This window comes from Nocardia sp. NPDC024068 (genome assembly GCF_040638875.1).
GTDB lineage: Bacteria > Actinomycetota > Actinomycetes > Mycobacteriales > Mycobacteriaceae > Nocardia.
This window is the reverse complement of the sequence record NZ_JBEZYU010000043.1, coordinates 1-14,695: the sequence shown is the minus strand read 5'-3', so window position 1 is coordinate 14,695 and position 14,695 is coordinate 1. Positions and strand designations below refer to the sequence as shown.

The window sequence follows — 14,695 nt, the reverse complement described above, 5'->3', positions numbered from 1 at the left end:
GCCGGTCACCGGTCTCATCTGGCGGACTTCTTCAGCCGCAAACGGCTCCAGGTGAGCAACGCGAGGACCACCGTGATGGCCACCACCATGCCGATATCCAGGAACCATGCGCCGCGGGCGTGCTCCCAGAACCCGTCTTGTTGCGATTGGACGAACAGTGCGCGAACATCCACCGTCGATGCCGCCGCGGCATAGCCCCAGCGCGAGGGGAACAGCCAGGAAACCTGTTCCAGCACTACGCGGTCGGTGACCGGGATCAGACCGCCGGCCATGACGAGCAGGCCCATGATCGCCACCACCAGCAGCGGCATCACCTGTTCGCTCGATTTGGCCAGGCTCGACAGCAGCAGCCCGAACACCACGCAGGCGACCGCGGTGGCCGCGATATCGAGATAGAGCTCGGCGCCGCCCACGGCCAGCACCGAACCCTCCTCCGGCCGTTTCTTGCCCAGCAGCACGAAACCGATCATGACCGCCGACTGCAGTAATACGGCCAGCCCGAAGATCACGACCTTGGCGGTGAGGTAGGCCCCGGGCCGCAACCCGACCGCCCGTTCCCGCTGGAAGATCGTGCGTTCCCCGACCAGATCGCGCACCGAGAGAGTGGCGCCCATGAAGCAGGCGCCGAGGATGAGCACCACCAGCAGCTGCTGCGGCTCGGAGCTGCCGGCGCGAATGAAGCTGCCGTCGTCGGCCTGGGTCAGCGGTGGTTTCGAGAATCCGTATTGTCCCGGCACCACGAGCGACAGCCCGCCGAGCACGAACGGCAGCAGGACGAGGAAGGAGAGGTAGCCGCGGTCGGCCAGGATCAGCCGGATCTGGCGCCGGGCCAGCGTCGAGAACTGCTTCCAGGCACCCGATTGCGGCGGCGAGCCGGTTCCGCCCTGCTGCGCCGCGGGCGGCGGTGGCGGTGGCAGCGCGGCCTGCCGGGATCGGAAGTGCGCGAACGCGGCGTCGGGGTTGGCCGCCACATCGGCGAAGATCCTGGCCCAATCACTGGTGCCCAGCGCGGATTCCACCCCGGCCGGGTTGCCGGCGTACGCGGTTTTACCACCGGGTGCCAGCAGTACCACCTGGTCGCACATATCGAGGCAGGCGACCGAATGGGTCACCACGATCACCACACGGCCGGCGTCGGCGAGCTCGCGCAGCATCATCATGACCTGCCGGTCCAGTGCGGGATCCAGACCGGACGTCGGTTCGTCGAGGATCAGCAGCGACGGACCGGTCAGTAGTTCCAGCGCCACCGACGCGCGTTTGCGCTGCCCGCCCGACAGCCGGTCCACCCGGGTGTCGGCGTGCTCGGTCAGTGAGAGTTCGCGCAGCACACCGTCGATGACCTGCTGGCGATCGGCCTTGGACGAGTCGGGCGGCAGCCGCAGCTCGGCCGCGAATCCGAGTGCCTGCCGGACCGTGAGCTGACGATGCAGCACATCGTCCTGCGGGACCATGCCGATCCGGGAACGCAGCGCCTGGTATTCGGCGTGCAGATCGTGGCCTTCGAAGGTCACCACACCGCTGGAGGGCTGGGTACTACCCGCGATCAGCCTGGACAGCGTGGATTTACCGGCGCCGGACGGGCCGATCAGCGCCGTCAGGGTGCCGCGGGCGGCCTGCATGTTGACATCGACCAGCAGTTGTTTGTTGCCCTCGACCGTGAAGCCGATCCCGTGCACGCCCAGGCCCTGTTCGGCGACGGGCCGCTGCCGGTGCACCAGTGTGCCCTGCTGCACTTCGAAGTCGATGTTGCCGATGGTGATGATGTCGCGTTCCCGCAGCACCGTGCGCTGCTGACGGACACCGTTGACGAAGGTTCCGTTGGCCGATCCGAAGTCCTCGAGGACCAGTCCCTCCGCGCCGCCGATGAGCCGCGCGTGTCTCCGGGAGGCCAGCGGATCGTTGACGACGATCTGGTTGTCGGAGGTACGGCCGATGGTCAGACCACCCGGCGGCAGCCGGTCCGCGCGCGCCACCGGACCTTCCGTGGCGCGGTGGCGCACCGGCGGGACCGCCGCCACACTCGCCTTGGCGGTCATGTTCACGTTGGCGGGCTGGAGCGGCTGTTCGACCGCCGGCCCGGTACCGGCGGGCGGCGGCTGCTGCCCGCGCGGCGGGGTCCACTGCGGGTGCGGTTGATGCGGAGTGGGGTGGGGAGTGTTCGGGATGGGTCCCGACGCGGATCCCCGGGGCGGGACCTGCGGCTGCGCACCGGACGGCGGACGATTCGGTGGAGCGGGTGGGCGCTGCTGCGGTGGGGGCGGGTTCCGCGGCAGTTGCTGCGACGGCCGCTGCTGGTGCTGCTGCGGCGGCGGCTGGTGCTGTGGCTGCAGCTGTGGCTGGTGCTGCGGCTGCGGCTGGTGCTGCGGCTGCGGCTGCGGGACCCCCGATGGAACCAGCCAGAGCAGCGGGCCGCTGATCGCGTCACCGAGCCTGACTTGGGTCGGCCGGTCGATCGGCACGGGCCGTCCTACCCGGCGCGCGTCGACGAACACCCCGTTGGTACTGCCGTTGTCGGTGAGCACCCAGGCTCCCGACTGCCAGGCGAGCGTCGCGTGTACCCGCGAGACCAGCGGACTGTCGACGAACAGCGTCACCTCGGGCGCACGGCCCAGGGTGATCTGCTGACTCGAATCGAAGACACGTTCGGTTCCATCATGGCGCACCGTGATGGTGCGCACCCCCGGTGCAGACATGCAGCGGATACTATTCCATTACCCGGGCATCGGAGGTGCCCCCGCTGAGGGGCGACTTTCCCCGTTCCGGCGGGAAAAATGCCAGCACCGTATCGGCCGAATTGGGGGAGGATCCATGCCGAGATTTCGGGCCGTGGCCGTGGCTGTGACGGCGATATGCGCGCTGTTGCTGGTCACCGGGTGCACGCGGTCGGTCGACGGCCGGGCGGTCTCCATCTACGACAACCCCTTCCAGGTCGCCGGGCTGCCCACGACGAGCGGTCCCAGCGGTCCGCGCGAGGACGCGCCACCACCGGCGTTGAGCGCGCGCAACGGTGACGGCGGCGAGATCGACACCCTGGCGCTGAGCGCCGTGACCGATGTCGAGGCGTATTGGAGCGAGCACTACGACGCCGAGTTCGAGGGCGACTTCGAACCGGTGCAGAAGCTCATCTCCTGGAGCGCCCGCGATTCCCGCAAGGATTCGGTGGAGTTCTGTACCGAATCGACCTACCGCATGGTCAACGCCGCCTACTGCCGGCTCGACAACTCGATCGGCTGGGACCGCGAACTGCTGCTGCCCACCATGGCCGACACCTTCGGGCAGATGGCGGTGGTGATGGTGATCGCCCACGAGTACGGGCACGCGATCCAGAACAACGCCGATATCGTCGGCGACGACGATCCGGTGATCGTCAAGGAACAGCAGGCCGACTGCTTCGCCGGCGCGTATATGCGCTGGGTGGCGGAGGGCAGGTCGGACTACTTCACCGTCAATACCTCCGACGGGCTCAATTCGGTACTCGCGGCGACCGTGGCGATCCGTGATTCCGATCCCGACGACCCGGAGAGTGTGCACGGTTCGGCCTTCGAGCGGGTGACCGCGGTACAGGTCGGTTTCACCGACGGCGCCAAGGGCTGCAAGGGCATCGATATGGAGGAGATCGAACAGCGCCGCGGCGATCTGCCGCAGAGTTTCGACGGCGCCTCGGGGGAATTCGAGATCACCCAGCAGAGTCTGGTGGAGTTGGGCAAGGCGCTGGCGGTGATCCTGCCGACCGAGAACGAGCCGACGTACTCCTACGAGGGCGCGGAAGTCGAATGCCGTGACGGTGTCTCCACCGAACCGGTGACCTACTGCCCGGCGAGCAACACCATCGCCACCAATGTCGAAGGGCTCGCCGAACGCGGCACCGCCGCCGACGATTCCGATGTCCCCTTACCCGTGAAGGTCACCGGCGACTACAACGGCTACGTCGTTTTCATCTCCCGCTACACCCTGTCGGTGCAGAAGAACCGCGACCAGGATCTGGTCGGCGCGAAAACAGGCCTGCGGGCCGCGTGCCTGTCCGGTGTGGCCACCGGTGAACTGGCGCAACCGGGCCGTTCCCAGGGCGATATCACCCTGGCGGCGGGCGATCTGGACGAAGCGGTGTCCGGTCTGCTCACCGACGGGCTGGCGGCCAGCGATGTCGAGGGTAAAACGGTGCCGAGCGGGTTCTCCCGGGTGGATGCCTTCCGGGCGGGGGTGCTGGGCGGCGAGGACACGTGCAGCGCCCGGTACGAATAGGCCGCGCTCAGGATCCGAAGGGCGGCGGCGCCGCGGATTCGTAGCGCAACATCCGCTGCCCGATGAGGATCTCGGTGCCCGGGACCAGGACCACCGGCTGATACGGCGGCACCCGGACCCAGTCGCGGTAGCCGGTGGCGCGGGTGCGGGTGCCGTTGGTGGATCCCCGGTCCACCAACGTCACATCCCAGTTGACCAGCAGCAGTTCCGCGTGGGCGCGTGACATTCCGCCGGAGTTGTCGACGACCTGCAGCGGGGTCAGCCCACGCCGCGCCTGGTCCGAGCCCTCCGGATCGCGACCCAGTACGGAGTCGGTGTCGAGCAGATACGTCGCGCCGTCGTCGAGAACCAGGATGCCCAGCGGCGGCCGCACCACCTCGATGAGCGGCTGGGTCTGGTCCACCGGCATACCGCAGACACTGCAGAAGGCGGCGCGGGGATCGGTGGGATGGGCCCGCGCGCATTTGAACCCCATGACCTTCACCGTGAGCGCGGCGCCCTTCGCGGTGGCCTCGGTGCGGCGGCGCAGTTCCGCGTCCAGCGGCGGTACGTGACGCTCCGGCGGCCCGTGTAGCGGGGTGCCCGGTGATACCGGCAGGTCCACTCGGGGTGTGGGGTGCGCGGGCAACGGGCGTGCGAGCGGATCGCCGTGGCGCGGGCGCGATTCCGATGTCTCGTCGAACTCGCCGAGCACCGGTGGCCGGCTCGCCGGATCTCCCGCCCGCTGCCGACCGCTGATCTCGGTCTCGGCGTGATGCGGGTCGGTGACCGGTGCCGGTGTCCGCGATCCTCCGGTGGGTTCGCGCCCGGCCGCGGCCGTTTCGGCGGCGTCGCCGCGCTGCGAGAGTTCCACGCTGTCCAGCATGGGCGCGGCGGCCGCGGTCGGGATCTCGTCCGGGATCATCGGCGGCGCCGGACTCGATCGAGGCGTTTCCGAGGCCCGCGGCGGTTCCGAGGCCCGCGGCGGTTCAGGGGTTCGTGGCGGTTCAGGGGTTCGTGGCGGTTCAGGGGTTCGTGGCAATTCCCGGGTGGCCGGGGCTCGCGGAATCTCGGCGGTTTCCAGGGCACCGGCCGAGGTCGTCGCCGCGGCGGAACCGGATGCGTCCAGCGGCGCCTTCTTGCCGAGCGAGACACCCGGTCCGGCCGGATCCGGGGTCTGCGCGATGCGGGCGGCCGGGGACCAGGCGATCACCGCCGCGGCCTCGGCGATACCTTCCACCAGCCGGCCGATCCCACGGGTCCGCGGCAACTCGGGCAGCGCGTCCCCCGATGCGGTGTCGTCGGAGCCAGGGGCGGCGTCGTCGGAGCCAGGGGCGGCGTCGTCGGAGCCAGGGGCGGCGTCGTCGACGAAGAGCGCGACCGCACGCGCGGGCAGCACCGCGGCGCGGTCCACCGTGAACACCGCGTCGCGGCCGTGGAAGTACTCCGTCCGGTCGCCGTCCACCATCGCGGTGATCCCGCCGTGCAGGAAGATCGCCACCCGGCCCGGGCCCGCCGCGGACAGGATGCCGAAATCGACCGGCGCGCCCCGGCCGGTCCGATCGGCCTGGGCCATGAGCCATCTGGTCACCGCGCGAGCGATGAGAGCGCCGGGCTCCTCGGGTTGCCGTGCGGTGGCCTCGTGCACCAGTTCCGCGAGGGAAACCAGGGCCCGCATCGCCGGGGCGTCCTCGGTGGGCCTGCCCTGTCCCCTATGTGCCACCAGCACCACCGCGCCCGCGACCCGCGCCGCGGCATGCGGCCCGGGCACGACCTCGACCTGCTGGTCCCGCATTCGGATCAGCCCTCGCCGCGGGTGCGCCTGGGGTTGTCTGCCACCAGACCAGGGTATGGCACGAGCCGGAGCAGGCCTCCCCGAGATCAGACCGCGTCGGGTAACTTCGACAGCGCAGCTTCGATCGGAACGAGGGGCCGGCCCATGGTTCGGATATCGCGCGCCACCACCGTCACCGCGGTTATCGCCCTCCTGGTGGCAGGCCTGACCGCGTGTGGTTCCGTAGCCGGTAGCCCGGTGCCGGGGGAAATCGACGTGCGGACGCTCGCGGTCGGCGATTTCCCGGTCGACCGGTTCAGCTATCCGCAGGAAGCGGGTGAGCACGGCCCGATGCTGGAGGGCATCCGGATGTCGGAGGCCGTGGCGACCAGCAGCCAGGTCGATCCGTCGCTGAAATTCGGCCGGGGGTCCAAGGTGCTGCCGGATACGGCCACCGCGATCGATTTCCTGGCCAATGTCTCCGAGCCGATCCTGAAGAACCGCAAGATGCTGGTCGGCTATATGGCCAGCGGCGCCGACCGCGACGATCCGGAGGGCGGGACGCGCCCGAATCCCGATGCCACCGCGATCACACTGGTGGCGTTGCGTTTTCCGGATAGCGCGAGCGCGGGTAGGGCCGCGACCGAGCTGGAGGCCGCCGATATCGCGGTCTCGCCGCAGAACCGGCCGCTGAAGTCGGCGAAGTTTCCCGGCGCACTGGTGCACTGGCGGCCGGGTGTCGCCAATATCGGCGCCTTCCTCGCCCATGAGGAATTCGTGATCTCCTTGTTCGTCCAGCGCCCGAAGGCCGATAGCGCCGATCTGGTGTCGTGGGTGGACAAAACACTCACCGCACAGCTGGATCGGCTGGACCGGTTCCGGCCCACTCCCACCGCCGATATCGCCGATCTCCCGGTAGATCCGGAGAACCTGCTGGCCCGGGTGGCGGTCGCCGATCGGGAGGGTCAGACACCCGATCCGGACCGGTTCGCGGTCTACGGGCCGAACTATCTGATCCACGATGCCGACGATCAGGTCGCCCGGACCCGGCTGCTGGAGGCGTCCGGTTTCGAGAGCACCGCCTACGCCGACGGAAGCTCGGTGGCCCGGGTCCGTGATCCGGCGGGCGCACCGGTCCTGGTGGACGGTTTCATCGAATCGGCGGGCGCTGTGTACGGCCCCATGCCCACCCCTGCGGATATTCCGGGCGCGAAATGCCTGGAGCTCAACGAGAAAGGCGATCCGCAGCGCCAGTACCGGTACCGGTGCTTCGTTCCCTACAAGCGGTATGTGGGCGTCGTCTCCAGTGATGACGAAACGGAGATCGAACAGAAGGTCTCCGCCCAGTACGCCCTGCTCGCCAACAGTCTGTAGGCCGGTACGACGCGCCTCGGCGCGGTCGTAATTCGTTGCGGCGCGGACACTCTCGACCTGCGGCGCGCCGACCCGATTTGGCCGCTAGGACAGGCTAGCCTTACCGTGTTCTGCGTCTCATCGCGGCGCACTCGCCGGATGGTCACGTGCCCGCCCACCTGTACTTTGAGTGTGTTATATCGAATCGCTATCACACGCCGTAGTTAGGTAACCCTTGCCTGGACGCGGCCGACGCACTAACTTCGCATTCCAACTCGTCAGCACGGTACTCAGAACATGAATCCGAGAAGGGAAACATTGGTGAAAAGCGTTCTCTCCGAACGTAAGACGCTTCAACCACCGAGCATCGAAGATATCGAGCACCGTGAGTTACCCGAGACCGCCGGACGCGCGGTACGTGAACTGGCCGCTGAGATCGCACTCACACTGAACACCTCGGCCACCCGGACCGGCGGACGCAGCCTCGCCGATCCGGCGCTGCCGGCCCTGATCGAGGCCCGGGCCGCCGACCTCCCCGCCGAGATACGTACCGCCGTCCGGCCACCGGCCACTCCCGCCGGTGCCTGTGTCCTGAGCAGGCTGCCTTTGACCGACGACGAGATCGGTCCCACTCCACCGGATTGGGAGACCGCGACCGCCTGGAGCGCGGACCCGGACCGGCCGGGCTGCTCGTTCGAATGGGATATCGCCATGCTGCTGCTCGCCGCGGCGGCCGGTGAACCGTTCGGCTGGGCCGGCCAGCAGGACGGCCGACTGATCAACAACATCGTGCCGGCCGCCGGGCACGAATTCGAACAGTCCGGGGCCAGCAGCACCGTGCTGCTCAGCCCGCACACCGAGGACGCGTTCCACCCGCAGCGGGCGAATCTGCTGATGCTGGGCTGCCTGCGCAATCCCGACCGGGTGGGTACCACCGTGTCCTCGGTACGCCGGGCGCGCCTCTCGCAGGTCCAGCGGGACGTGCTGTGCACACCCACGCTGCCGATCCTGCCGGATGTGTCCTACGGATCGGATTTCGACCGCGCCACCGCCGTCCCCGTACCCACCCTGTGGAACGCCGGCGGCGAAACCGCGCACGACGCGCTCACGCTGCGGTACGACCCGGCATATACCCCGCTCGACGATGCCGGTCCGGACTTCCGAGCGGCCTACGCGCACCTGGAACGCGAACTCGAAAGTGTCTGTGTCCTGGCCACCTTGCGGCCCGGTGAGCTGCTGCTGATGGACAACGATGTAGCGGTCCACGGCCGCGTCCCGTTCACCGCCCGCTACGACGGCACCGACCGCTGGCTGAAACGAGTGAATATCCGGTTACCCGAACGCCGTCGCCGCGCAGCCGAATCCGAGGAGAATGGATACGGTCAGCAGATCGTCGCACCCTTCGCGCCACCGGCGTCGCACCGGGTGCGGGAAGAGCGGAACGGTGCAGCAGATGATCGAGGATCCGTTGAGCACACGTGACCGAGCGACCCCCCTGCGTGTCCTGAGCCGCAGCGACCTGGCCGATGTCCCGGTGGCTCCGGCCGACGTGGTCCGGGCGGTCGAAGAGGCCTATATCGCACTGGCGGCGGGAGATTCCGACAACCCGCGCAAACTCAGCGTCGCCAACCCGGACGGCTGGTCGGTCGCCTACGCGATGCTCGGCCGGGACGGGCGGCGCCGGGTGGTCGCCATGAAGAGTTCCTACAAGTTCGACCCCGGTCACGACCGCACCACCAAGCGCTACTACACCACCATCACGCTCTACGACGACACCACGGGCGCGCCGATCGCCATGATGGACTGCTCCCGGGTGGGCGCCCTGCGCACCCCCGCGGTATCGGCGCTGCTGGTCCGCGAAACACTGTGCCGTGACGCGGATACCGCGCTGCTCATCGGCACCGGCACCCAGGGCCGCAACGCGCTGCCGCATCTGCTGGCCGCCAATCCGCAGTTGCGCAAACTGATGCTCTACGGCACTCATCCCGAGGGTATCGAGGCGGTGCACCGGCAGCTCGCCGAGTACGCGCCGCACGCTCTGCTCGACACCGTGGACGATCCCTACGATGCGGCCCGCGGCGCCGATGTCGTCCTGGCGACCGCCGGACCGGGCACCGAGGTCGCGATCGAATCCGAACACCTCAAACCCGGCTCGGTGGTGGTGCTGGTGGGGTACGGTCTCGCCCCCTCGACCCTGCGCGACGCCGACCGCGTGGTCGCCACCAGCGCCGAGCAGATGGCGCTGACCGGCACCGATATGGCCGACGAGCACGGTGGGCTGCGGTGGGTGGACGCCGAACTGCCGCAGATCCTGAGTCGCCGTGCCGATGCCCGCCGGCGTCAGGACGAACGGATCTTCGTCTACAACAGCGGCCTGGTGCTCACCGATATCGCGGTCGCGCACGCCCTGGCCGAACGCGCCATCGCCGAGGGCCGCGGGACCGAGGTGGCGCTATGGGATTGACCGGAGCCGACACCCCCGCCGGTACCGGTACCGAACCACCCGAGGGATACGCCGATACCGTAGCCGCACCGGTGCCCGCCCACCGCGACCCCTGGGAACAGGGGATTCTCGGCGATCCGCGGATTCTCGGCGATATCGCGTTCGCGGTGGGCGGCCCCTTCCATCTCATGTATCCGCCACGGGTGGCGGCCAATATCCGCGAATTCCAGGAGGTATTCACCCGGAGCGGGGTAACCGGTGCCGTCTACTACGGCAAGAAAGCGAACAAAGCCGCCTGCGTCGCCCGCGCCTGCGCCACGGCGGGCGCCGGAATCGATATCGCGAGCACCGGCGAACTCGTCGCCGCCCTGAGCCAGGGCGTCACCGGTCCGGAGCTCATGGTGACCGGTCCCGAGAAATCCGGGGAACTGCACTGGCTGGCCGCACGGCACGGCTGCTTGATCGCGGTGGACAGTCTCGGCGAACTGGAACGACTGGCCGCGCTGGATATTCCGGTGCGGATTCTGCTCCGGGCGTTACCGGCGGCGTCGGCCAGCCGGTTCGGAATGACGGACGGCGAACTCGATCGCGCGGTCGCCGCGGCGGCCGAATTTCCCTCCATATCGTTGGAGGGGTTCAGTTTTCATCTCTCCGGCTATGATGCCGAACCCCGGGCCGAATTGGCCGGGCAGCTGCTCCGGCGCTGCCTGGCCGCCCGCACCCAGGGACATCCCGCCACGACTGTGTCCATCGGCGGCGGATTCGGGGTGGATTATGTATCCGCGGCCGACTGGTCGGACTTCCGCGCGCGCGTCAACCGCCGGTGGTTCCATTCCGGCCGCACGTTCGAGTCGTATTACCCCTACGCCTTTCCCGAACCGGGTCCGGCGATGCTGGCCGCGATCCTGCACAGCGATGATCTGGCGGGCCGGTTGCGGCGCAGCGGGACGACCCTGGCGATCGAGCCCGGCCGCGCCCTGCTCGACCGGGCCGGCAGCACGGTGTTCCGGGTACAGGGCGCCAAAACCCGCCACGAACACGGTCGGCCCTACCGGATCCTGACGGTCGACGGCTCCAGCCTGAGCCTGTCGGAGCAGTGGTTCGGCAGCGAATACCTGCCCGACCCCGTGCTCTGGCCCGAGGGGCCAGGCACTCCGACGCCCACGGTGGTGGGCGCCGCCACCTGCCTCGAATCCGACATGCTCAGCTGGCGCCGGATACCGCTGCCGCGGCCCGCCGCCGACGGCGATCTGCTGGTCTACCCCAATACCGCCGGTTACCAGATGGATTCCAACGAATCGCCCTTTCACGAATTACCTCTCCCACCGAAGGTGGTGCTGTCCGAAACTCCGGACGGCCGGTATCGCTGGGCACTCGATCACCCCTGTCGATGAGGCCACCGGCCCGGCCTCATGCACTGCCCGCCATCGATGCCCAGGAGATCCGCCATGCCCCTCGTCACCCGTGTCACGGACCTGATCGGCCGCACCCCGCTCTTCGAATTGGCGGCCACCGCGTCCGGCACCCGATTATTACTGAAACTCGAGCAATTCAATCCGACCGGCGCCGCCAAGATACGAATGGCTCACGAAATGGTCTTGGACGCAGAGCGCCGGGGATTGCTCGGCGCGGGTGGGCATATCATCGAATCCACCTCCGGAAATACCGGGCTCGGCCTGGCGGTGGTGGCCGCCGAACGCGGCTATCGATTCACCGCGGTGGTCGACCATCACGCGAGCAAGGATAAATTGCGGGCCATGCAGGCAATGGGGGCCGAACTGGTGTTCGTCGCCGATGACGGCGACGACACACTCGCCACATCCGCCCGCGAGGACCATGCCGAGGCCATGGCGGCCGATGATCCCGACGCGTATTTCACCGAACAGCACAACAACGACGCCAATGCCGTCGGGTATTACGCCGTGGCCGACGAATTGCTCGCCGAAGTGGACCGGGTGGATATTCTGCTGTCCGCGGTCGGCACCGGTGGATCGCTGTTCGGCACCGCGACCCGGCTGCGCCAGCTGGGCTGCGTCCCGCGGGTGGTCGGAGTGGAACCGGTCGGCTCGATCGCTTTCGGCGGCGCGGGTGGGCCGTACTGGCAGTCGGGAACCGGTACCCCACCGGGCGCCACCATCGGCACCGCGGTGGACTACGACCTCCTCGACGAAGGGGTGAAGGTCACCGACCGGGATGCGTTCGCGACCTGCCGCGCGGTCTCGCGCCAGCTCGGCCTGATGCTGGGCGGATCGGCCGGTGGATCCGTGCACGCGGCGCTGACCAGGCTCGAGGAGTTCCCGCCCGGGTCCACGGTGGTCACGATCGTCTGCGACGGCGGCGAGAAATACCTCGACACCGTATTCGACGACGACTGGATGGCGGCGCGGGAACTGCTCGACACGACGGCCGAACGCGAGGTCCACGCCATGCTGAACCGTTATGCTCCCGCGGGCCGCGGAACTCATCCGGTTGGCGCCGCGGTTCTGGGCAATACCGATTCCGGAACCCCCCGCGCGGTCCGGACAGCCCGGACCGCCGGCCGCCACGACCACGACGAACAGACGGAGGATTCGGACACTATGGTGCGGGCCCGGTGATCAGCACACCCCCCTCGCGAAACCGTCCCGGCGAGCGGCCCACCGCCGCCCCCGGCACCAGGCGGCCCGCCGCCTCGGATATTCGGCGGCTCGCCGCCCTGTCCGCTCCCATCGCCCTCACCCAACTCGCCCAGGTCGCGGTGTCGACCACCAATATCGCCCTGATGGGCAGCCTGGGGGTGCGTGCGGTAGCGGCAGGGGGGCTGGCGCTGGTGCTGTTCAATCAGATCCGGACCATGTGCGTCGGCCTGATCACCGGCAGCGGTAACCAGATCGCGAGCGCGGTGGGCGCCGCCGAGAAACGCGGTACCGATCCCGACCACGAAGTCCGCGACGTGGTCCGGTCGAGTTTCCTCATCGCCACCGCGGCGGGTCTGCTGGGCGGTTTGCTCCTGGTCGGGCTGGGCTGGTCACTGCAATGGCTCGGTCAGGACGCCGGGGTGCTGGCGGATGCCCGGCCGCTGATGGTGGCACTGGCCCCCGGACTGCTGCCCTGTCTGTGGTTCCAGGTGCTGCGCCAGTACACGGTCGGTATGCGGCGACCGCAGGCCCTGCTCCCGGTGACCCTCGGATCCATCGCGGTCAACCTGGTGCTCGCGCTGGCACTCATGCACGGCTGGGCCGGTCTGCCGGCCCTGGGCCTCACCGGCATCGGTGTCGCGACCTCACTGGTCTTCCTGCTGATGTTCGCGGTGTTCTGGATGATGGTGCGCCGCGACGCCGAACTCGGGCGCACCCTCCCCGTCCGCCCACTGCCGGTGCGGAAGCGGACGGTGCTGGCCGAACTGCGGCTGGGTACGCCCATCGCCCTCACCTACGGCTCCGAGGCCGGGATGTTCTCGGTGCTCGCACTGGTGATGGGCGCGCTGGGCCCGGCCGCGCTGGCCGCCCACAATGTGGTGTATCAGGTGATCTACATCGTCTTCCAGGTCGCCATCGGTATCTCGCACGGCGCCTCGGTGCTCGTCAGCCACAGCGTCGCCCGCGACGAGACCGCATCCGCCCGCGGGCTGGCGTGGTTGTCGCTGCGGTTCGCCGCGGTGGTCGCGGCGGTGACCGGCCTGGCCTACGCCTTCGCCCCCGACCTGGTGCTGCGGCCCTTCCTCGATCTCGCCGATACCGAGACCGTCGAGGCGGCACGCACGCTACTGCTCATCGGGATCGTGCTGCAGTTCTTCGACGGCGCCCAGAACATCGGCACCGGGCTGCTGCGTGGCCTGCAGGCCACCGGCGCCGGTTTCCGTTTGTCCCTGGTGGGCTACTGGGTGGTCGGACTGCCCACCGCGATACTGCTCGCCTTCCCGGCCGGGCTGGGCGCCGCCGGGGTGTGGTGGGGGCTCACCGCGGGCCTGGCGGCCACCGCCGGACTGATGCTCCGCAAATACTTCAGCCTGCTGGACCGGAACGACGCCACCGTGGCCCACCGCCCCCGCGAAGCCGTAAGTTAGGATTGCCTCACCAAAGTTTGCACGGAAGGAGTAGGCACGGTGCGCGTTGTCGTCCTGTTCGGCTCGGAAATGGGCACGGCGGAGAAGGTGGCGGAGGGTATGGCCGACGAATTGTCCGGCCACGAGGTCACGGTCGTCGATATGTCCGAATTCGATCCCGGCGAACTGGATCCGGCGACCTTCCATATCGTGGTGTGCTCCACTTACGGGGAGGGCGACCTCCCCACGGGCGCCGAACCCTTCTTCGAGGCACTCGACGCCGGACGCCCCGATCTCACCGGTCTGCGGTTCGCCGTATTCGGGCTGGGCGATTCGGTCTACGACAGCACCTTCAACCGCGGCGGGGAGATCGCCGCCGCGAAACTCACCGCCCGCGGCGCCGTGCAGATCGGCGAGCACGGCCGCCACGACGCCTCCGGAGAAATCAAACCGGCCACGATGGGCCGCGAATGGGTCCGGGCCCTCCCCCTCGGGTCCGGAATTCTCACTCCCACATAATCCGGCACCCAGACCACCTGCTCCCGACGGTCGCATCTGTTGGGTGGGGCGCGCCCGGTTCTGGAATGGCATGCGATGTGCGCGCACAAGCCATGGGTTGCGGCCTTTGAGCACTTACATGGTCGCGGAACCTACTCAGGTGTTGGAGCGGGCTTGTTTGTGAAGGTGGGGAGGTGACCTTGCCAGCCAAGGTGAGGAGGTGACCCCGCTCGCCAAGCTGAGGCAGGTGACCTCACCCGCCAAGGCGAGAAGGTGACCTCACCCGCCAAGGTGCTGTGTTTATTGGCGCGCTGGCGCGCGCGGGGTTCGGCCCCCGAAGCGTCTGCTGTCAGCCCTCGAGACTCGCGGCTGCGCCGCCTCG

General features: G+C 68.8%; 10 protein-coding genes. 8 read left to right on the top strand and 2 right to left on the bottom strand.

Translation table 11 applies throughout. From position 1 onward, the window contains the following. Window positions 1-14 precede the first annotated feature (14 nt). Window positions 15-2,693 carry an FHA domain-containing protein gene (locus AB0F41_RS24170; protein ID WP_357427453.1) on the bottom strand — a complete coding sequence of 893 codons (2,679 nt, stop codon included), beginning with the start codon at window positions 2,691-2,693 and terminating at the stop codon, window positions 15-17. Between the two features lie 115 nt (window positions 2,694-2,808). On the opposite strand from AB0F41_RS24170, the gene AB0F41_RS24165 reads away from it, so the two are divergent. Continuing rightward, window positions 2,809-4,242, top strand: coding sequence for a metallopeptidase (locus tag AB0F41_RS24165; protein WP_357427451.1), 1,434 nt, complete (start codon window positions 2,809-2,811; stop codon window positions 4,240-4,242). Window positions 4,243-4,249: 7 nt separating this feature from the next. Here AB0F41_RS24165 and AB0F41_RS24160 read toward each other — a convergent pair whose 3' ends face one another. Beyond that, window positions 4,250-6,016: an FHA domain-containing protein gene (locus AB0F41_RS24160; protein ID WP_357427449.1), complete on the bottom strand. Its 1,767-nt coding sequence runs from the start codon at window positions 6,014-6,016 to the stop codon at window positions 4,250-4,252. Window positions 6,017-6,160: 144 nt separating this feature from the next. Here AB0F41_RS24160 and AB0F41_RS24155 point away from each other — a divergent pair, with 144 nt between their 5' ends. The 7 genes from AB0F41_RS24155 (at window position 6,161) to AB0F41_RS24125 (ending at window position 14,334) form a co-directional block, all read left to right on the top strand. Further along, window positions 6,161-7,369, top strand: a complete 1,209-nt coding sequence (locus AB0F41_RS24155; protein WP_357427447.1) for a hypothetical protein — start codon at window positions 6,161-6,163, stop codon at window positions 7,367-7,369. A 300-nt stretch (window positions 7,370-7,669) separates the two neighbouring features. Continuing rightward, window positions 7,670-8,830, top strand: a complete 1,161-nt coding sequence (locus AB0F41_RS24150; protein WP_357427445.1) for a TauD/TfdA family dioxygenase — start codon at window positions 7,670-7,672, stop codon at window positions 8,828-8,830. Beyond that, the gene (locus AB0F41_RS24145; RefSeq protein ID WP_357427443.1) at window positions 8,802-9,812 is read left to right on the top strand and encodes an ornithine cyclodeaminase family protein; all 1,011 of its coding nucleotides are present in this window, start codon (window positions 8,802-8,804) and stop codon (window positions 9,810-9,812) included. Before AB0F41_RS24150 ends, AB0F41_RS24145 begins: the two co-directional genes overlap by 29 nt. Further along, a complete protein-coding gene (locus tag AB0F41_RS24140; protein ID WP_357427441.1) occupies window positions 9,803-11,185 on the top strand; it encodes an alanine racemase in 1,383 nt (460 codons plus the stop codon). Before AB0F41_RS24145 ends, AB0F41_RS24140 begins: the two co-directional genes overlap by 10 nt. Before the next feature lie 54 nt (window positions 11,186-11,239). Then, entirely contained in the window at window positions 11,240-12,388 is a 1,149-nt protein-coding gene (locus AB0F41_RS24135; protein ID WP_357427439.1) for a cysteine synthase family protein, read from the top strand. 80 nt (window positions 12,389-12,468) lie between these two features. Further along, window positions 12,469-13,836: an MATE family efflux transporter gene (locus AB0F41_RS24130; RefSeq protein WP_357427517.1), complete on the top strand. Its 1,368-nt coding sequence runs from the start codon at window positions 12,469-12,471 to the stop codon at window positions 13,834-13,836. A gap of 39 nt (window positions 13,837-13,875) precedes the next feature. Next, window positions 13,876-14,334 carry a flavodoxin domain-containing protein gene (locus AB0F41_RS24125; RefSeq protein ID WP_357427437.1) on the top strand — a complete coding sequence of 153 codons (459 nt, stop codon included), beginning with the start codon at window positions 13,876-13,878 and terminating at the stop codon, window positions 14,332-14,334. Window positions 14,335-14,695 lie beyond the last annotated feature (361 nt).